The organism is Bartonella sp. AP280QHHD (assembly GCF_042196125.1).
GTDB lineage: Bacteria > Pseudomonadota > Alphaproteobacteria > Rhizobiales > Rhizobiaceae > Bartonella.
The window spans coordinates 61,734-82,221 of the sequence record NZ_JBHIPQ010000034.1; the positions used below are offsets into that span (position 1 = coordinate 61,734).

Here is a 20,488-nt window from a genome sequence, read left to right on the forward strand (position 1 = left end):
TTTTTATAAAATCTAAGGCTTTTAAACTGTTATAAATCTAGGTTTCAAACGTATTTATAGAGATATCATTTTATGTCTCTAAACGTTTAAACGTTCATTTAGTGAGGTTCTCATAAGCGTATTTTCACTTTGCATTTAAACATAACTTCTTTTCAAATAAGCCGCTCTATATTTGGGCTGGCAAAATTAACCAGCTCAAATTCGAGTTCGTTAACTTTAGAATAGAGCATTCTTTAAACATTGTCGCTTTTGACTCAAAATTGAGTAAAACACCATGCCTTTGTAATATGATTGCAATCCTTTTGAAATTTATCTACTTATCTTTGTCTTAATAAGTATCCTCAAATTTGAGGGGATTTCATTTGGTTTCGTATTTTTAAACTATAACTTTTAAAACGTTTTTTGCTTGTTTGCCTGCGTTATATCATTAAAAATCTTTTGATTTCTACGACATAACATTATCAATTTCATTACCTGTTGTGATGATAGTATCTATATAATGTCTGCTTATTATTGACTAACTTTTTAGTAAGCGGCGCTTTAAAATCGACTTGTCTTTAAATCCTTTTATGTGCCCTTAATGAATTAAAACCTATTCTATGATAGTTTCAAATGATTATTTCTTTTAAGGTTTAGCTCAAAAAAAGAGTAAACCCCATACCATTTTTTAAACGCATGCAATTTATGTTATCGATAATTTCAAACGATTACGTTTTTAATAATGCGATTTGTGTGTGATAAAAACGTATCATAAAATTTATGAACTGTTATGAATGATAGCTGCGTTCACTTCATTTGAATGTTTACATGCGTTTTATGGTCTATCCATACATGGTAATTGTTTATGAAAAATGGTTAATTAAATCACGTATAAAAGTGTAGATTTTAAATGGGATTCATATAAAATAATTGCACACAAACTATTGACTTTATTATATTTTTTATGAATAAGATTCCATCTCGTTTAGACGTTACAAAAGAAATCACCAAAGGCCTTATTGATAAGATTCTTCTCTTACACGGCGTTATCACTTTTGTTTGCAAAAATCTGCTTCGCTTTTGACTTTTGATATGGATAAAACCTCTTTTGAGCTAGAGCAAAGAATTTTTTAATCATGGAGAGTGCAACAGTGCTCTTCAAAATCTTGATTGGTCTGTTGAAAAAATTAAAGAGGTAGATAATTATTCAGCACGTTATCAACTACCAGATTGTGAAGTACAAATTCTTTATAATGACGCAATTATCAAAGGTTATCCGTAATTTGATGTTGGAGTTTCGATTAGTACTGGTATTTTATCTGCAATTGATCCCTATCAATTCTCAGCACTTACAAGATCTACAACTTGATTTTTATAAAAAGGGGTTGAGAGTTTGTGAAGAAGGAATATATGCAGATTGGTTGGAATTAAGCTTGATTATGTCTTGAAATAGGCGATAGAAAGAATTGATCTTCATAAATGCTTTTATTCCAGATATGGAGCACCATCTTGGCGAAAGAATGAAGTTGGAGGCACATAAAGGTTATCAAGGTATATGATGCAGATTATAGCTTACTTCATATTGGTGCACTGTCTTTATTGGGTGATGTTGCAACCTTACAATCTTATTATCAAAGTTTCAGTGCAGAGGATCATTTAGGCTTTGATGAAAATACCCAACAGATTCATCTGAACGTGCATTGGCTTTAGTCAAAGAAGTGGTGAAATCTAAGCAGCTCAGCTACGCTTTAATTAAAAAGTAGCAAAAATATGAGCTATCTAGAAGAAAAACAAAGTTCTTAATAAGGGCCTTTCCAGAGAGGTGGAGTTTCATTCTTGCAAGGAAAAAAATAGCTAAATTTATCGAAACAAAAGCTAAGGAATAGCTCCTTAAGAAATATCAAGAAGATCTAAAAAGATTATAGGAGCCAGAGTCTGGTTTAAAGATGCCATCATCAGTTGAGTGAACTCAACAATGGTGGAGTTTTATCCATTGGCGGAAATCTGATGTTTGAAAGAGGCTTTCTTGATGTGAAGGTAATATTGTAATAAATAATTATTATAAATCAATATATTGTATATATTCATTGTTTTGAGATTAATGACCATTGACAAATAATTTTGCACCATTTTCTCTCTCCCAGCTTTTCGTCAATCATCAATGAAAATTTTTTATAATGGAAAGTTCATTGATAATATAACTTTTGTATGTCATTATTTTACGCTTAAAAAAATATAAAAATAATGAAATGCAATTGAGTTATCAACTGCTTATTCTTTTCAATTTTTAATCATAAAAAAATCTTTTTATTCATTTTGCTTGTAAAAAGAACTAGCTTTTTTCTGGTGATACAAGTGGAGAAATAAGGATTTTAGATATGTTTCTGCGTTCCATTTCAATCACTTTAAAGTGTAAACCATCAGTTTCAAAGCTTTCTCCCTCATTTGGTAAATGACCAAACTGCCAAAGCATAAAGCCTGCCAGAGTCGTATAACGATCTGCTTCATCCACAAGGTTACGCCCAAGATAACCACTTAAACGGCGGATATCAGCATATCCCTCAACAAGAAGACTGCCATTTTCAAGTTGTTCTGCGATCATGAGTTCTTCATCGTCATCAGGAAAGTCTCCTGCAATAGCTTCAAGAATATCGGTTGGTGTTGCAATTCCTTCAAAAGATCCATGCTCATCAACAATAATTGCAAGCTGAATCGAAGAATGACGTAATTGCTCCATCAATCGTAAAACACTTGTATTTTCATGAACAACGAGGGGTTCTCGCATAGCTTTTTTCCAATTAATCTTTTTCCCCTCAGCCAAATTCAAAAGAAGATCTTTTGTCAACGCAACGCCAACAAATTCATCCACTTTTTCACGCGCAAGAATTAAGCGGCTATGTTTAACCTTTTGTAATTCTTCACGCATTTCATTTTCATCAGCATTTAAATCTAACCACTCAATCTCATTACGCGGCGACATGATAGAGCGAACAGGGCGATCAGCTAAATCGAGAACACCACGAATCATCTCCTTTTCTTCTGGTCTAAACAACTCAGAAGCTGCGGCCTGTTCAGCAATAACATCTACAGTCTCAGCAAGGTGACTATCTTTGCTTCCTCCTCCTAAGAGCCTCAAAACAGCATCAGCTGTTCTACTGCGTAGATCATTCGTTTTAATCATTTTTTCACGGTTACGACGTCCAATTTGATTAAAAGCTTCGATGAGAACAGAAAAACCAATAGCAGCATACAAATACCCTTTTGGAATATGAAAACCAAATCCTTCAACAATGAGAGTAAAACCAATCATCATCAAAAAACCAAGACAAAGGATTACAATAGTGGGATGACGATTAATAAAACGCATAAGAGCACCAGATCCGCACATCATTACTCCCATAGCAGCTATGACTGCGATATACATAACTGCTGCCTGCTCTTTTGCAATCATACCTGTTGCGGTAATAATACTGTCTAGTGAAAAAACGGCATCCAGCACCACGACTTGGACGATTACTTGCCAAAAAACAGCATAACCAACGCCTGTTTTTCTTTCATGTGATACTCCTTCTAACCTTTCATGTAATTCTAGCGTTCCCTTTGCGAGCAAAAAGGCTCCACCACCGATTAAAATAAAGCTATGCCAACTAAATACAAAAGATGAAAGTGAAAGAATGACCCTATCGAGTCTCATAACCCATCCAATAACGGTAAGAAGGAAAAGCCGCATAATTAATGCTAAAGTAAGACCTATAAAGCGTGCGCGGTCACGCAAATGCAGTGGCAATTTTTCAGCTAAAATTGCAATAAAGATAAGGTTATCTATTCCTAAAACAATTTCGAGAAAAACCAGCGTGATCAAACCAAACCACGCATGGGGATCAGTGATCCATTCCATCATTCCTTACCTTTTAGAAGCTTAAAAGCGCGCGATTGACAAAAAAAATTCATAGTCTTTTATTCGTATATTGGATCATGAACATTGAATGTAAAAAACTTATATTCAAAGAAAAAAACAGCACAATATTGCTTGAATGCATGTGATTGTTGATAAAACAAAATGATGCCCCATCCCGCTTACAACCACAAGAAGGTTCCTCTAATTTTCGCTCGGGCATTATGCTCGATAATCCTCTAACTATAGGTTCTGTATAACAATCAGAACATTTATTTATAAAGCTTCTTATAATGGGTTTATTTTTATATAAGATCAAGTGGTGAATATCATATTTTTAACCTTACAGACAATGAGTTTATATAACAAACAACAAAATATCTGGACATCTATCCTTAGGAGCGTTATAGAAACGCTCATTCTCGTCTTTTGAGAAGCTTATGGGTGATTAGCTCAGTCGGTAGAGCAGCTGACTCTTAATCAGCGGGTCGTGGGTTCGATCCCCTCATCACCCACCATTTTATTTTATACCGTAAATAACTTATTGATTGCGTAATTTTTTTTAAGGTACGAGTTGCTAAATAAAATTGGGCAGTAGGATTTCCCCATATCTGTTTGTTTAAAAGTGAAGATTGTTGATATAGCTTAGTCATCGGTGTTTGTACTTTTTAGGGGACTCAAAGAACTTCCAAAGGACATTTAAAGATCTTTTAATGCGTATTGTTTCTTTTTTGAAGTTGCAATTGGTAAGGAGAAGCCTCTTACCGACAATTGTGTTATTTAAAGGGGTATAAAAATCAACAGTTTTCACTTCTTTTAATATAAATTGATTAAATTTTTTTTGGATTTTTAGCATATTGTTTAAAGACAGAAGAAACTTTACACTTTAGTTGTGTCAGCAGCGTGGATATTTTTTGATAACTCTCCCGCTTAAACAAAAAACTTCTGTAACAATCATCAGTATTCCAAGAGGGTAAATCAAGCTAAAATAAAGTAGTTAGCTGGACATACAAGTAATAAAATTAGATCAGTTTAATTGTTTAAAGCTAATACCTGTTAAACGAAAGACAATAAACTTTAATGAGGCTTAAAGTTTTAAAATATTAAGCTGTGTGGTTACGCTATGCTGTCTTTCCGTTAGCTAAACCTCTAAAAATATAAATATTAAGAAAGCCACACAGATTCATTATAATATATTGATTTATAAAGAATTGATTATTCTTTATTTAAAAAAAACTTTACTATCATAAACTTCTTTTGTTTCAATCCCTCTTATAATGAATTAATTAAAATCATTCATTTTTGCATCATAAATGGGATTAATGTGTGGATAAAGACTATTGAAGAAAGGCATAAAAATAATTCTTATTAATGTTCTTAAGTGCTAAAAGTTATCATAACATTGGAAAAATAGTATAATGGCACAGGCTTGCTCTTTTATTAAGTATAAAGATGATGGTGCAACAATAGCTTTACTATTATACCATTTATGGGTATTGTTGTGTAATGGAGAAGAGCGTTGAAAGAGGTTTCTTAAAAAAGATATGTAAATTGGCAACACGATGGTGTTTTGTTCTTTTATAGGTACATAAAAAAAGAAGTCATTGATAGCCTTTTATTTATTCAGGTGGTGTTTTGGGGGCTCTTTTCCAATATTGTTGCGCCTCAAAAATGACGACCACAAATAATGAAAGGATGAGCGGTATAATCAAATAAAACATTCTAAAGACAATAAGTGCTGCAATAACATCGGTTGGATTTATATTGGGCATGCCTGTTATGAAAAGAGCTTCAAGAACTCCTACTCCTCCTGCTGGAGCATTAGAGAGAAGAGTTATCGTAAAAGACGCTAGGAAAACACCAAGAACAGAGATAAAATGAATATCTGCGTTATGTGGGAGAACAGCATATATAATTCCTGCTGCTCCTAAAAGCTCTAGAGGGCTAATGAGAAGCTGTTGAATAACAATTTTCAGTCGTGGATAGGAAAGTTGAATTTTCTTCCCCAAGCGTAAGGGCTTTAACTGAAGCCAGCTGCCAAACGTATAAAGTGCTATACAGCTGAGTAAAATTGCTCCAGCCGTTGTTCCGAGCCATTCAGGAAGTTCTTTATGAATGAGGGTGATAATTTCGGGTTGCAGCACCAAAACGATTCCCAAAAGTAAGATTGTGCCGATTACAAAAGTAAAAGAGCAAAAACCTACTAATATTGCGATTTCTGTTCCGTTTAATCCTTTCATTTTATAGGCGCGATAGCGTACAACGGCACCAGAAAAAACTGAAGCACCGATATTGTGTGAAAGAGCGTAGGTTGTAAATGAACATATAGCGATAAAAATCCAAGAAATTTTATGGCCTAGATGTTGCAAGGCAATTCGATCATATCCAGCAAGAGCAGCATAAGCTAGGAGAGAACATAAACAGGCTAATAACCAGTGCTGTGCATTTAAATTGCTCAAGCGCTCCAATACATCCCCAAATGAAATGGCAGAGAGCTTCATATAAAGAATTCGAATAGATACCAGCATTGCTAAGATACCAATCAATGGCCATATAAATTGCTTTATTTTCACGATTCTGTATCCATTTTATGTTTTCTGTAAATTTTCATGATTGAGCATATTCCTTACAGATCTTCGTTCTGTTATATACTCTATAATACCATTGGCAATTTCTTCATCATCTGTTACTACAACATCAGCACCTAAATCAATGAGATATGTTGTTTCTGTGTCGGATAATGCATGTGTGATTATCTGGATATCTTTCTTCATATCACGGATATTCACGATACATTCTCCTACTTCAATGGTACTTCGCATTGTAATAACAACTTTATGTGCATTATTTATATTTGCTGCGTTCATTATTTCTTGTTGAATGATATTGCCGCAAATAGCCTCAAAGCCATCTGCAATCGCTTTATCAGAGAGGCGTTTTGATTCTTCTACGATCACTATAGGTTCACCTCTATTTATTAAAGATAATGCAACACACTTACCGATACGACTATAGCCAATAATTACGATATGGTTGTTTTTTAAGGTCATCGGTAAAAAATCTTGGTCAGGATCTTGTGGATCAATATCAATAATTGTTTGGGTATTTTGTGAAGATGCAGAATTTTTTTCTAGACGTTTTTTAATTTTATTACAGGCAATGAAAACAAGAGGATTGAGCAAAATAGAAAAAATTGCTCCTCCAAGAATTAAATCATGAGCGTCATTGTTTAAAAGTCCTAAGCTTAAACTTAAACCAGCAAGGATAAAGGAAAATTCTCCGATTTGGGCAAGGCTTGCAGAAATAGTCAAAGCTGTTGCATTAGAATAGCGAAAAGCTTTAACGATGAAAAAGGCAACAGCAGATTTTCCGATTACGATAATGAATAAGGTTGCTAAGAGAGGGAAAAAATGAGTTAAGAGTTTCTCGGGGTCAAATAACATGCCTACAGAAACAAAAAAGAGAACAGAAAAAGCATCGCGCAGTGGTAAAGATTCTTCCGCGGCACGGTGGCTTAATTCTGATTCGCTCATGACCATACCAGCAAAAAAAGCACCAAGAGAAAGAGAAACTCCAAATAAATGAGCGGCTCCGAAAGCTACTCCTAATGCAATAGCAAAGACGCTAAGACGAAATAATTCACGTGATCCCGATTGTGCGCTCATTTTTAAAAGCCATGGGATAACGCGTCGCCCAATGACGAGCATAAGTGCAATAAATACAATTACCTTCAGGATGGTGAGACCAAAAATACCCCAAATACTTAAATCCAACCATTGAACAAGAGGATCCAACGCTTCTTTTTTGGTATTGCTGAGGGCACTTGCCAAGGAAGGGATGAGGACAAGTATAAGGACCATTGCTAAATCCTCAATAATCAACCATCCAACGGCAATGCGTCCTTTTTCTGTTTCAATAAGATGACGCTCTTGCAAAGCACGTAGCAGGATAACGGTACTTGCTATGGATAAAGCAAGACCGAAAATCAAACTACCACTAAAGCCCCATCCCATAATCAGACCAAGGCACAAACCTAGAAAAGTAGAAAATGCCATTTGTGCAATAGCAGCGGGGACAGCAATAGCTTTGACAGATAAAAGGTCTTTTAATGAAAAGTGGAGCCCAACACCAAACATCAGCAAAATAATACCAATTTCAGCAAGTTGATTAATGATGACGGAATCTATTTTAAATCCGCCTGTATTGGGTCCCACAATAACACCAGCTAACAAATAGCCTACAAGGGGTGAAATACGTAAACGGCTAGCAATCATTCCCAAGAGAAATGCTAAACATAAGCCTGCAACAATAGTTGTGATAAGTGGTGTGTCGTGGAGCATGGATTATTTACTATTCTTGATCAAAAAGCGAATGAATGAAAACGACTATATTTCTATGAGAAGAGAGGCGAGATGTACCATACGCATTAAAGGGCATTTTTATTTCACTTTGATATTTGCACGATTATTTCGCTCACGCCACCAATTTCCTAGCAGGAGTAAAATAGGAGCAGCAATAAAGATAGAGGATGATGTTGCAATAATAATCCCAAAGACCATGGGTAATGCAAAATTATGAACAGCACTTCCACCCCATATCGCCATGGGGAGCATCGCAAGAATTGTTGTGGCTGATGTAAAAAAACAACGTACAAGAACCTGATTAATTGACAGATCAATCAGCTCGCGCAACGGCATTTTTTTATAAAGACGCATATTTTCGCGCATCCTATCATAGACGACAACTTTATCATTTATAGAATATCCAACAATTGTTAAGAGTGCGGCGATAGCCGTTAAATTAAAATCAAATTGAAATAAAGCAAAAAAGCCAATCATTTTTGTGGTGTCTAGAATGAGAGTGATAATTGCTCCAATGGCAAAGAACCACTCGAAGCGTAACCATATATAGAGAGACATGGCAATAGCCGCAAGAATAACAGCAGTAAAAGCAGCTGTGGCAAGCTCACCTGAAATTTTGGGACCAACAACTTCTATTTGATCGAATGTGGTATCGGGATAGATATTTTGTACAGCTGTTTTGACCTTATCAATGGCGGTGGTTTGTTGTGCTTCGCCACCGCTTTGTTTCTGCATGCGAATTAATACGGTATTTTCGTTATCAATATTTTGCAAGGTAACTTCACCAATATTAAGAGTAGAAAGCTTGGAACGCAGAGTTGCTAGATCTGCTGGTCCTTTCGTGGTAATACTCATTTGGCTTCCGCCAATGAAATCAATACCAAAATTCAATCCAGGCTTAAAAAAGAGAAAAACTGAAGCCATTGATAAAACAATTGAGACGCCAATACCAATGAAACGTGCTTTCATAAAGTGGAAAGTTGTGTTTTGTGGCATGATGTTGAAAGCAGAGTGAATATGCAATTTTTTAATCTTCCATTTACGAACGATCCAAATCATGATGATGCGTACAATGGTGATATTTGTAAACATGGAGATGATAATACCAAGCAACATTGTTACGGCAAAACCACGAACGGGACCGGTCCCGAACCAAAATAGTAAGACGGTCGCTATAATTGCTGTAACATTTGCATCAACAATGGTTGCAAAAGCGTGTTTAAATCCACGATCTAGGGCTGCAAAAGCACCCACACCTTTTCGACTTTCTTCACGGATACGTTCATTGATAAGGATATTAGCATCAACGGCAATACCGATGCCTAAAATAATACCAGCAATACCAGGCAGCGTAAGCGTAGCTCCCAAAAGACTCAGTGCAGCAAATGTTAAAATTGTGTGCAGAGCTAGTGCTATATTGGCAATTAATCCCCAAATACGATAGAGAAGAAAAATAAAAATTGCAACAAGAATAAAGCCAATTATGCCGGTGTAAAGTCCCATTTGGATAGCATCAGCACCAAGATTTGGACCTACGGTTCTCTCTTCAATGACCGTGAGTGGTGCGGGGAGGGAACCAGCACGAAGCAGAGCAGCCAGAGTTGAGGCTTCTTTGGGGTCAAAGTTTCCTGTAATTTGACCTTGTCCATTGGGAATGACACTATTGATGGTCGGAGCGGTTAAAACTTTATTATCCAGAACAATGGCAAAAGGACGGTTAATATTTTGTCGTGTTATATCGGCAAATATTTTTGCACCAGCGGAATCTAGCGTAAATGAAATAATGGAACGTCCTGGTATTTGGGGGTCAAAACCTGCACGGGCATCTTTCAGGACATTTCCATCTAAAGCAATTTGATCATAAATTGCATAATGTTGTGTTGCATCAGTGTATCCAGGGAGAATAGAAACACCTATAGGGGGGTTATTGGGGTCCACATTAGAAGGAACAAGATGAAAACTCATCTTAGCGGTTGTTCCTAAAAGATCACGCAGTTGTTTTGGATCTTGTAGTCCAGGCAATTGGACCATAATACGATCATTTCCGACCTTTTGGATGGCTGGTTCTGAAACACCAACTTGATCTATACGACGACGGATGATTTCTAAGCTTTGTTCAATAGCATTGCTGACACGGTCTTTTATACCAGCTTCTGTTAATGTGACGCGGAGAGTTTCATTTTGAGCACTGATCGTGATGTTATGTTCTGTTGTGCCAAAGCTACTGTGTATGGGGGTTATTAATGTTTTCAAAGCAGAGAGTGCTTTTTCAGTTTGCGATGGGTCAGAAATAAGGGCAATAACGCTATCTTCAACGATACGCACACTTGAGGTGCGGATTTGTTTTTCACGCAATACATTGCGCACATTGCTTAAAACTATATGTAACTGATCGCGTTTTAACGTTTTGCTATCAACCTCGAGCAGGAGAGAAGAGCCTCCTTGAAGGTCAAGACCAAGTGCTACACGGGTGTCGGGTAAGAATTTCGAGTTTTTAACTTGTTCGTGTGAAAATAAATTGGGTAAGGCAACATAAATGCTGCTTAAAAGAATAAAACAATAAAGGGTAGTTAACCAACCAGGTGTACGCATGATATATTCCGTAAATAGGCAATCTAACAGTTATTCAAAGTTAAAAGCACAAGTAAAATAAGATGATCGTTTTTATATTCAAGGAAGAGAATTAAGTATGTTCATTGGGAGGAGCGCGTTTATTTGAGAAATATTGTGTTTTAACGTTACGAAATCGTGTGTCAACAGCTGGAATCTTTATTAAAAAGAAATCCAATGTTAGGATTTTTTGAAAGGTCCTCATAAAAATAGATTCTGTATGGAGTGTTACAAGTTTTTTGTTTTCAGTTGTGGTAACATTCACCTGATCACACTTATGATGTAAATCAAATCTATTCGTTTTAATGACATTATTGGTGTGTGATTGTTTGATTAAATAAGCACGCGTTTCTAGGTTGCTTGTCAAGAATACACCTAAACTGGATAGAAAAATCCAAGTTGTCAAAGGAAGAAAATCTTCTTTTTTGCAATAAAGGTGCAAAAAAAACATGCTAGAGTGCCTTCTTTAATCTTATTGAGTTCAGCTTATTTATCATTCTTTTATCTTATTACCAGTATTATAGGATAAGGGAAAGCTTTTATAAGATTATTCTATAAAAGTTGAAAATATCTACTTTATACCATATTTAAAAGAGAAAAATAAAATCCCTTTTGTGCTCATAAGGTAGATATGTATTCATTTTGTAGAAAAAACATCCACATACTTTTCCTTCTTTTGGGGATTATCTTTGTATTTAATTCTGGTGCATGGGGTAATAGGGGGGCACAAAATACAATTGTCGAACAAACGATAGCTTCTTATTCAGTTGATGAAATTATTCTGCAACAACAGTTGATTATTAAGACTCTTGAAGAAAATACTGAAACTTTAAAAAGAGATTTTGACAGAAAGCCAGAAGATGAGCGTGCTTTAGAAGAATTACGGTTACGTGCACAAGATATCAGTGAACGTGCTATTGAGGCAGCATTTGTTTTGCGTCCTCCTCTTAATGAGATTAATACACTTCTTGATCAATTAATGGAGCTCCATCGTGACGTGAAAAAACTGAAAAGCTCTGTGAAGGAATATTCCTATTTGATAGAGCAAAAAGCTAAAATTAACAGTATCATGCTTCGTTTTGAAGCAATTTTCTTAGCGGCAAATAGAATAGCTGAACTTTCTATTTCTCAATCTCGGGAGCTTTTTAAACGCACACTTACGTATAGGCTTGAGTTTTCGATTCCGATGGTTAAACATCTCGTCCAAAAAACAAAAGAGGCTTCATCAGATTTTCTTGTGTTGTTAAATTCTTGGTGGAATTTTATATTTTACTTCAAGTTTTTACAACTATTTCTTTGCTTTTTAATTCCACTTTTTATTACTTTGGGACTTTCGTATTTTTCTCAAAAAGTTCTTGTTCATGTGTATTGCCACTTTACGAAGTCTAATGAGGAAATATCTTATTTACAACGCTTATTGATCGCCTTTATTTCAGTTCTCTTACCTTCACTTGTATGTATTCTTTGCGTTTATCTTGTGTTGTTTTTGTTTCGTAGTTTTAACTTAGATCTAGGTAAGCTTACAACAGTTTTTGATATGATAGGTTGTCAAATTATTTTATTATTTTTAATCAATCGATTAGCGGTTGTTCTTCTATCATCGAATAGGCCCCATGTAGGTCTTCTCAAGATTACATCATCGTCTGCTTATCAATTAGTGATTTTACTCACTTCTTTAGGGGGTATTTTGGCATTTGACGCTGTTCTTGATAGTATTTATCAAATCATTTCAGCGCCTCTATCTTTAACAATTGCTAAAAGTTTTATTGCTGTTTTTCTTGTAGCGATATTGCTATTTATAATATCATTTGTACCTTTGCGGTTTAGACGTAGGCGTGTTCAAGAAGAAAAAAAAGAGCCATACTTTTGGCCATTTTATATACGCATTCCTCTTATTGGCTTGGGGTTACTGCTCTTTGTATTGAATTTTTTAGGTTACGTTGGACTTGCGCGTTTTATTACGCAGCAAATTATGATTGATGGAGCATTTTTAGTTCTCATGTATTTAGGAATACAAAGCGCTCAAGCACTTGGAACTAAAGACCAATTTATGAAAACAACGGTTGGTCATCTTTTGATGCAGAGGTTTCATTTAGAAGAAAAAACGATGAATCAATTGGGAGTTTTTGTGAGCGTTTTTCTCAATTTATTTGTTGTTATATTTTGTGCAATGCCAATTGCTGTACAGTTTGGATTTTCCTATTCTGATTTAAAAGCAGTTTTGTGGCAATCGGTGACCGGTTTTCAGATTGGAAATATTAGTCTTTCTTTGATTTCTCTTGTAACAGGAATTATTTCTTTTTGTGTTTGCTGGTTTCTTATTCGCCGATTTATTGGTTGGTTAGATAATGTGGTGTTGGTTCATGGAGAGTTCGATTCTGGTATACGTAATTCTATCAAAACAGTGATAAGTTATGGAGGCGTTGTTGTATCTTCTTTGACCGGATTATCAATGGCAGGTTTGGATCTTAGAAATTTCGCTCTTATTGCTGGAGGACTTTCACTTGGTATAGGTTTTGGTTTACAGAATATTGTCCAAAACTTTGTCTCTGGACTTATTATTTTAGTTGGAAGACCATTTAAAATAGGGGACTATATAGAATCTGGATCAGTAGGGGGTGTTGTTAAGCGTATTAGTGTGCGTGCAACGGAACTTGAGACAATTCAGCGTAAGACGATTATTATTCCCAATTCAAGCCTTATTAATAACAACGTTAGTAATTGGACACGACGTAATAAAGTAGGACGAATTGATATACCAGTTACTGTATCATCTAAGGTTGCTCCAGAGCATGTTGCTGAAATTTTGTTAGAGATTGCTTCTGCGACAGAAGGCGTTTTAAAAAATCCTATCCCACAGGTGAGTTTTACAGCATTTGATCGTAAGAGTTTTTCCTTTAATTTGGCTATTTATGTGCCTAATATTACCTCATCTTCTCATGTAACCAATGCTCTTCAATTTAGCCTATATAAGCGTTTTGCTGAGGAAGGAATCTTAGAATGCTGAAATATACTTATATTTTGATTACAGTTATTCTATTAAGTATTTTTACCATAACAGCTTTTGCTGCAACAGTGAAGAATACTGATTTAAAGATACAATCTCTTATTGTTGTTGAAGGAAGTATACCTTCAAAAATTTCTTTAAATACTCATCAAACAATTACAATTTGTATGAAGGGATGTTTTATAACTTTTCCTAATAAAGACCGTTTTGCAATAAAGGCAGATGATAATATAGAAATCAGTAGGGGAAGAGCAATTTTTAAATAAAATGATTGAGAATTTTTGTTTGGGGACAAGATTTAGAAGGATAATGATATTGTGTGTAATTAATAATCTCATCCTTTAGAAAATGGTAAAAAAAAGGTATGATTTTAGTATAAAATGGATGTTTTTTTATACTATGTAGAATCTACAGTATGCATTTTGGATGTAAGAATATTGAGGTATTTATAGTATTGTTAATGAACATCGATTTTCTAAAAATAATTACATCATTCTTAGAATTTTTTCATAAAAAAAGGCATAAAATATACTATTTTGTGATTTTTTTGCGGTAATTTTAATACAAAATATTTTATATTTCCTCCTTTTGACAAGATAATATGTATTTTTATTAAATATTTATTATTTGAAGTAATCATTATTATAATATTTTAAAATTTATTTGATAATATTAAATTTTGATGTAATGATATATTAATATAGTAATAGATTTAAATGTAACTATAAAGGAGTATATGCGATTTTGCAGCATAAGATTTTATAAAACTTTGTTTTTCTAAATGTGATTTTTGATTATATTTAAATTTAGCAATGGGGTATAATTTTATGAATACAAAATTTATAACAGCATCTGTTTTTTCTTTGATTTCACCTTCTATAGTACAGGCTGCAGATGTGGTGGCTCACGAAGAGCCAGTACATGTTGCCTCAGAAGTTGTTGCTTCTTCACCTTTTTCTTGGGGAGGTGTTTATTTCGGGGGGCAAGTTGGTGGCTTTTCAAGTAAGATTTCTGCAACAGCGCCTGATGTTAATATTCCTCTCTATCCTGATGAGGGTAGTAAAAGTAAACCATGGATACCTGTCGAGAAACAGCATATGCCCGATCTTTCTGGGTTTATAGGTGGTTTTTATGCGGGTGTTAATTTTGATCTCGGTAATAATTTTATTATGGGGATTGATACGGATATCATTTTAACGGAAAAAAAGGATACAAAAACAAGATTTCATGCAGATGAATCGAGTGCTGGTGGAACTGAAGGATTGGGCACTGAAGGATCGGGTAGTGATACTGAGGAATTAGATACAGAAGAAAAAAGTCGAAAAAAGGCAAAAATTGTCAGGAGACAGGGCAGAGGCTTTTCTCGCTCTTCTGCAGAGGATAAAGAAGAGAAAGACAGTTTAACTTTTAATCATACGTTAAAACAAAAATGGACAGGTGCTACACGGGTGCGTGTTGGGTTTTCTGCAGGGCGTGTGATGCCTTATATTGCTGGTGGTGTTGCTTATGGACAGTTTCAGGATATTTTGTCGACAGTAATTACGGGAGGTGAGCCATTTAATAGGACATCGGATGTAACAAAAACGATGATTGGTTATACTCTCGGTGGTGGTGTTGATTTTGCAATGACAGACCATCTTGTTGTGCGTGCGGAATATCGTTACTCAGATTTTGGTAAAAGGAAATTTAAAGACGAGATTGAAGTTAAGTATAAGACGAATGATTTTCGCGCAGGAATAGCTTACAAATTCTAATTTTGTAGGATAAAGGAGCTTAAATTTAAGGGGTCCTATTTCTTTGATAGGGCCTTTATTTTTTAATTTTATGCATTGTAAACACTATTTTATGGTGAAAAAAAAAGGGGGCTTTGACTTTGAGTGAGAATGAGGAGGTAAGGAAGAGTTACTCAGATTCTTAATTGTTAAGAATAAAAAATTTTTAGTTCACGAGGTGTGGTTGAAACATTTATTGGCAAAGAAGGATTGCTTCGTCTTTCATATTATTACAGTTATCACTTTATAATACCGTTATAGAGTTGCAAACAGTAAACTTAAAGAGAGTTTTTACTATCTAAGTAATGAGAAAATAAAGAAAATTTACATAGAGTGGTGCGGACGGCGTGTACGTTTGTGCAACAATTTTTTCTTCCCTTAGAACTCTCTACAATATCACCTGATAGCACAGTTTATCTTTTTTCTGTTTAATAACTAATTGTTTTTATTTTATTTTATTTATTAAATTGCCTTTTATATATAATCTTGGTACCAGATGAAAGTGCTCCAAGTGCAATTCAAAAGGTGGTTTTTAAAAGGTGGTTCGAAGAACGTGATAGACTGTCTGTCTTATCTGTAAAAAATCTATCTAAAGGAAAATATGCTGACAGAGCTGGTTTATGGCTTATCAAAACTACACCAGATCAAGGATGATGGGTTTTTAGGTTTGACCTCAATATAAATACGACGAGAAATGGGATTAGGCTCTTGTCGCAATGTATCTTTAAAAGAAGCACTGTTCAAAGCTTTAGCTTGTCGTGATCTTTTAGATCAAAGAATTGACCCGATTCGCCGAAAACAAAAAGAAAATTTACGTCGAGCAGGGGGGTATTTCTTTACGAGAAATTGCCTCTAGTACTTTTGAAGCCAAAAAAACGAATTGAAAAATGAAGGAAAAGCAGCAAGCTGGTTAACACCTCTTGAGTTACATGTTTTTTCTAAACTTGATGATACGCCAATCATTGAACTGACGCAAATTGATATAAAAGGATGCATTTTTCCCATTTGGAAGACAAAAAACGAAACAGCAAGTAAAGCTTTATCCCGCTTGAATATAGCTATAAAACATGCGGTGGCACTTAGTATAGATGTGGATATGCAATTAAAAGCAAAAGCTTTATTAGAAAAGTTTATTCAAAATGCCCCAAATATTCCAGTTATGCCATGGAAAGAAATGCCTAAGTTTTTTCAATCTTAAAATGATGAGCTTGTATCACATCTAGCTTTAAAACTTCTTATTTTGACGGTTTTTTTATACCAATCAGGCATATTTAGAGATTTATGGATCAATATGGATTATCCCAAAAGAAAATATGAAGAGAATTGTTGGAAAGGTTTCTGATTTTCATGTGCCGCTTACAGCTGAAGCGCTTGCTGTTATTGAAAAAGCAAAAAATGGTTTTTTATTTGTTGAGAGTTTTGGAAAGCCTATATCTGATGTAGCACTTCCTAAATTCATGAAAGACAAAGGTTTTGATTATAGACTTCATGGTTTCAGATCGATTCTGCGGGACTGGATAGCAGAGACAACGTCAACACCATTTGAAATTGCAGAATCTGTTCTTGCGTATTCAGTTGGGAATTCAGTGACAAAGGCTTACATGCGGACGGATTTTTTAGAATAGCGCCGTGTCCTCTTAGAACAATGGGCGTCTTTTATATCTGGAGAGGCTTGATAATTGTTATGTCTATTGTCGCGTCAGGTGTCTAAGAAACATTTAAGCGATTAGCGGATAGATTACGATATAATCTCTCTTTCCTCGCTTTAAAAGCGGGGAGGGGGTAAAGCTTTCAGTTTTTGGTTAGCCACTGTTTTATAATGTGCAAAGATATTGTCTATCGCATCCATAAGGTGTGCAAAATCAAGGATAAGCAAAAAGAGGATGAATGCTATCCACTTCATCAAACGAGACATCATTTTTACGCTTTTGTAGGTGATGATGATTTCTTGAAGGATTTCTTTTTCTGCTTCTGTAAGCTCTGTATCGTCTTGTGTTTTTTTCTAGCCATGTTTCCACCCACACACGCGTTCACCTAGATTATTGTGCTTTAAGATCTCTCTTGCTAAATTGGAACTGATGGCGTTCAGATCTTTCTTGTCTAAATAAATTGGCAACCAGCCAACACAAGAAGAAGCATATTTATTTGTCGTGCAACCAACGAGAGAGAGCAGCACGCACATCAGCATCACTTTTTTGATTAATTTCATTTTCTGCCTCAAGACGGGTTGTGGCTGCTTTTAAAGCTTTTTCTGTTTGCTTTTGTTGCTCTGCTTTTTTCCCAAGATTAAAAGCTCTTGCTAAAATCATAAAAAAAGCGGCTAAAGCCGCGCCTGTCACCATCAGATTTCTTTTCATCCATAAGATCATAGACGATGCTCCTGAAAGCGTTTAGCAACAAAGAAAATACCAGCACATGCGGCTAAAATCATAATGGTGGCCAAAGCCCATTGGATTGGTCCATTTCCTGCTAATAAGCCTCCAAGCCCAGAAAAAGAACCAATAATCGGTGCAAGGGCTTCGGCTTTGAAAACCCCCGTTGGTGCTTGCGTTTCTACTGTTTGATAATTGGAGGAAACAAAAGCCCCTTTCGCCCATAAGCCTGTTTCTGCCGGCACACGCCGGTGTGCGAGACCTTCAAGACGCTTACCGGCCTGCTTTGGTCCATTTCTGTAGCTCGGCAGGGACAGCTTCATATTCACCTTGATTGATCTTTTTTAACAGTGTCGAGTTACAAAAGGCTCCTGTTCCTACATTATAGCAAAAGGACACTAACGCCGCGAATTGTTCATCCGTTAATGAAACTGTAACAGCGCGTTCAACAGCATTTTCAAATTGTCTTAAGTCTTGGCAAAGAAGTTCTTCTGCTTGCTTTTCAGTGATTGTCATGCCTTCGTAAATAAAAGGCTTTCCAGCACTGTTTGTATGTCCATAACCTATTGTCCATACCCCAATGGCATCTTTATAGGCGTTTAAACGCAAACCTTCCCATTGTTTAATAAGTGCAAGTCCTTCTGATGATATTTTTCGCATATGCTTCTCCATAAAAAAAGCTCCGCAAAAAGCAGAGCTGGATTAAAAAATTGATATTTTTCCCATGTGAAAGGATGGCTTGTTAAAACCTATGTAGCTTGTTCATTGAAACAAAAGAATGTATTTGACATTATTTATTCTGTAGCATATAAACTACAGATGTTTATTGTTAAAAATAACACACTATTTTACAGAGTGGTTAGACTCGTTAAAAGACAAACAAGTGCAAAAGAAAATTGCTGCACGTATTTTCCGCCTTGAATATGGGCTTCTAGGAGACGTGAAATATTTCCGTGGCATTGGTGAACTAAAAATAAATTATGGACCAGGCTATAGGATTTATTTTGTAAAACAAGGGAAACAAATCATTTTGTTATTAAATGCTGGTGATAAATCCACACAACAAAAAGATATCGAAAAAGCCCTTCAATTAGTAAAGGAAATGAAACATGGAAATTACTAAATTTGATGTAAGTGAATATTTTAATACGCCTGAAGACTTTAAGATCTTATTAGATGATGCTTTAGAAACCAAAAATAGTGGCTATATTGCACATGTATTAGGTATTATTGCGCGTAAACAAGGAATGACAACTGTTTCTCAAGAGACAGGACTAAATCGCGAGTCTCTTTATCGTTCTTTAAGCGATAAAGGTGATCCACGACTTTCTACTTTTCTTAGTGTTTTGAGTGCTTTAAATTTGCAGATTAGCTTAACACCTATCCAAAATAATTGTAAGGAACAAGCAGCTTTAGAAGAAGCATCTTGACTACCTCCCCATTGTTGATAACGGGGAGGGGAGTTCTGTTTTTAAGTTAAGCAACCTTTTTAATGGGGCTTTCTAAATCTGGTTCGGAAGCTTTCAAAAAAGGATTCATAGCCATGGGAAACTCTGAAGCTCCGAAATCTGTAAGAACTGCCAGAATCTTTGTAAAATTGGGCACTTCATCTTGAAGTTCTAAAATCAAAGCTTTTTCCACCACGCCCATGACCTGCACCAGCGTGTTACAATCCTCATCTCCAACACTTTGATGATTGGAAAATTGAGCCAACGCTATCCACAAATTGCATAAGAAGTCGACACTGCTATTCATTGCACACCCCCAAAGATTTGCTCTCTCAAACATGCCAATCCTCTGGATGTAATTTTTGTTGAAGGGAGCACTCTTTCTGTACCATCTGGTCTTTGAATGGTGATAGCAGGACAGTCCATGAAACCTTTTTTGATTTTGTCCTCAGTAAGGAATATAATCAACTGTTACAACCCATTTTTTTGCATGGGTTGTTTAGGTTTTGTTAAGAACAGGTGTTGTAAAATTCGCATGTTTAAAACCTTAATTTTACCTATAGATCTAATTGTCTCAAATTTGACTGTATAAAGTGTTTTGTATTTCTAAAGTGGATTTTTCCCCTGTCAAAAAAGTTCAAATTGCTTTATACGGTGCCTTTTTGTCGATTTAAATGCATATACAATCATAAAATGATCAGTACTTTTCACTATTTTGTCGTTTTAAGCCGCCTTTGAATTGCTACTGTTATGTTGCTCTTCACTAGGCTTGCTTATTCTCACGAATGAAATGCGCTTGCCTCCTAAAGCCAAATTACGGGTATTTTCAACTCGTAGCTATGCGGATCATGCATTTGATTTTTAGTCTGTTAGTAAGAGATTTTTGACGAGTGATGAGTTTTCGCCATGCATGTATGGAAGTAATCAAGCAACCAGTATTGTAGGCAATCAAGCGCCTTCTCCTAAGACGTCTGGAGGACACGTTGATACAAACAATAGACGGATGATTTCGCATATCGGTTGTGAGGATGGTTGCGGTTATGT

General features: G+C 35.5%; 15 protein-coding genes, 1 tRNA gene and 1 pseudogene. 9 read left to right on the forward strand and 8 right to left on the reverse strand.

Going from position 1 to position 20,488, the window contains the following annotated elements; genetic code table 11:
* The first annotated feature begins 1,560 nt into the window (after positions 1-1,560).
* Positions 1,561-1,689: a hypothetical protein gene (locus ACFIMK_RS04595; RefSeq protein WP_375629689.1), complete on the forward strand. Its 129-nt coding sequence runs from the start codon at positions 1,561-1,563 to the stop codon at positions 1,687-1,689.
* Positions 1,690-2,311: 622 nt separating this feature from the next.
* On the opposite strand, the gene ACFIMK_RS04600 is transcribed toward ACFIMK_RS04595, so the two are convergent.
* Positions 2,312-3,880 carry a TerC family protein gene (locus ACFIMK_RS04600; RefSeq protein WP_375612149.1) on the reverse strand — a complete coding sequence of 523 codons (1,569 nt, stop codon included), beginning with the start codon at positions 3,878-3,880 and terminating at the stop codon, positions 2,312-2,314.
* Between the two features lie 436 nt (positions 3,881-4,316).
* Here ACFIMK_RS04600 and ACFIMK_RS04605 point away from each other — a divergent pair.
* Positions 4,317-4,392, forward strand: a tRNA-Lys gene (locus ACFIMK_RS04605).
* Positions 4,393-5,493: 1,101 nt separating this feature from the next.
* Here ACFIMK_RS04605 and ACFIMK_RS04610 read toward each other — a convergent pair.
* The 4 genes from ACFIMK_RS04610 to ACFIMK_RS04625 all read right to left on the reverse strand — a co-directional run bounded on the left by ACFIMK_RS04610 (position 5,494) and on the right by ACFIMK_RS04625 (position 11,296).
* Positions 5,494-6,447 carry a YbhN family protein gene (locus ACFIMK_RS04610; protein WP_375613484.1) on the reverse strand — a complete coding sequence of 318 codons (954 nt, stop codon included), beginning with the start codon at positions 6,445-6,447 and terminating at the stop codon, positions 5,494-5,496.
* Positions 6,448-6,462: 15 nt separating this feature from the next.
* The gene (gene ybaL / locus ACFIMK_RS04615) at positions 6,463-8,214 is read right to left on the reverse strand and encodes a YbaL family putative K(+) efflux transporter (protein WP_375613485.1); all 1,752 of its coding nucleotides are present in this window, start codon (positions 8,212-8,214) and stop codon (positions 6,463-6,465) included.
* Between the two features lie 99 nt (positions 8,215-8,313).
* A complete protein-coding gene (secD, locus tag ACFIMK_RS04620) occupies positions 8,314-10,827 on the reverse strand; it encodes a protein translocase subunit SecD (RefSeq protein ID WP_375620802.1) in 2,514 nt (837 codons plus the stop codon).
* A gap of 91 nt (positions 10,828-10,918) precedes the next feature.
* Positions 10,919-11,296, reverse strand: coding sequence for a hypothetical protein (locus tag ACFIMK_RS04625; protein ID WP_375613487.1), 378 nt, complete (start codon positions 11,294-11,296; stop codon positions 10,919-10,921).
* A gap of 180 nt (positions 11,297-11,476) precedes the next feature.
* Between ACFIMK_RS04625 and ACFIMK_RS04630 the strand changes: the two genes are divergently transcribed.
* From ACFIMK_RS04630 to ACFIMK_RS04650, 5 genes are all read left to right on the forward strand, one after another.
* Positions 11,477-13,852 (forward strand): mechanosensitive ion channel domain-containing protein, encoded by a 2,376-nt coding sequence (locus tag ACFIMK_RS04630; RefSeq protein ID WP_375683108.1) that lies wholly within the window; start codon positions 11,477-11,479, stop codon positions 13,850-13,852.
* Positions 13,846-14,118: a hypothetical protein gene (locus ACFIMK_RS04635; RefSeq protein WP_375612155.1), complete on the forward strand. Its 273-nt coding sequence runs from the start codon at positions 13,846-13,848 to the stop codon at positions 14,116-14,118. Before ACFIMK_RS04630 ends, ACFIMK_RS04635 begins: the two co-directional genes overlap by 7 nt.
* Before the next feature lie 561 nt (positions 14,119-14,679).
* On the forward strand, positions 14,680-15,606 hold the full coding sequence (locus tag ACFIMK_RS04640) for an outer membrane protein (RefSeq protein ID WP_375613489.1): 927 nt from the start codon (positions 14,680-14,682) through the stop codon (positions 15,604-15,606).
* 898 nt (positions 15,607-16,504) lie between these two features.
* Positions 16,505-16,822: a phage integrase central domain-containing protein gene (locus ACFIMK_RS04645; protein WP_375638428.1), complete on the forward strand. Its 318-nt coding sequence runs from the start codon at positions 16,505-16,507 to the stop codon at positions 16,820-16,822.
* 115 nt (positions 16,823-16,937) lie between these two features.
* Positions 16,938-17,249, forward strand: coding sequence for a hypothetical protein (locus ACFIMK_RS04650; protein ID WP_375638429.1), 312 nt, complete (start codon positions 16,938-16,940; stop codon positions 17,247-17,249).
* A gap of 516 nt (positions 17,250-17,765) precedes the next feature.
* On the opposite strand, the gene ACFIMK_RS04655 is transcribed toward ACFIMK_RS04650, so the two are convergent.
* Complete coding sequence (locus ACFIMK_RS04655) at positions 17,766-17,993, reverse strand: hypothetical protein (protein WP_375638430.1); 228 nt, start codon at positions 17,991-17,993, stop codon at positions 17,766-17,768.
* Positions 17,990-18,656: pseudogene (locus ACFIMK_RS04660) on the reverse strand (lysozyme). Before ACFIMK_RS04660 ends, ACFIMK_RS04655 begins: the two are co-directional and overlap by 4 nt.
* Positions 18,657-18,822: 166 nt before the next feature.
* On the opposite strand from ACFIMK_RS04660, the gene ACFIMK_RS04665 reads away from it, so the two are divergent.
* Together ACFIMK_RS04665 and ACFIMK_RS04670 are read left to right on the forward strand one after the other, a co-directional pair.
* Positions 18,823-19,119, forward strand: a complete 297-nt coding sequence (locus tag ACFIMK_RS04665; protein WP_375638431.1) for a type II toxin-antitoxin system RelE/ParE family toxin — start codon at positions 18,823-18,825, stop codon at positions 19,117-19,119.
* On the forward strand, positions 19,106-19,426 hold the full coding sequence (locus tag ACFIMK_RS04670; RefSeq protein ID WP_006589073.1) for an addiction module antidote protein: 321 nt from the start codon (positions 19,106-19,108) through the stop codon (positions 19,424-19,426). The genes ACFIMK_RS04665 and ACFIMK_RS04670 overlap by 14 nt, the downstream gene beginning before the upstream one ends.
* 46 nt (positions 19,427-19,472) lie before the next feature.
* Here the strand turns inward: ACFIMK_RS04670 and ACFIMK_RS04675 are convergent, their stop codons facing one another.
* Entirely contained in the window at positions 19,473-19,751 is a 279-nt protein-coding gene (locus ACFIMK_RS04675; RefSeq protein ID WP_375638432.1) for a hypothetical protein, read from the reverse strand.
* Positions 19,752-20,488 lie beyond the last annotated feature (737 nt).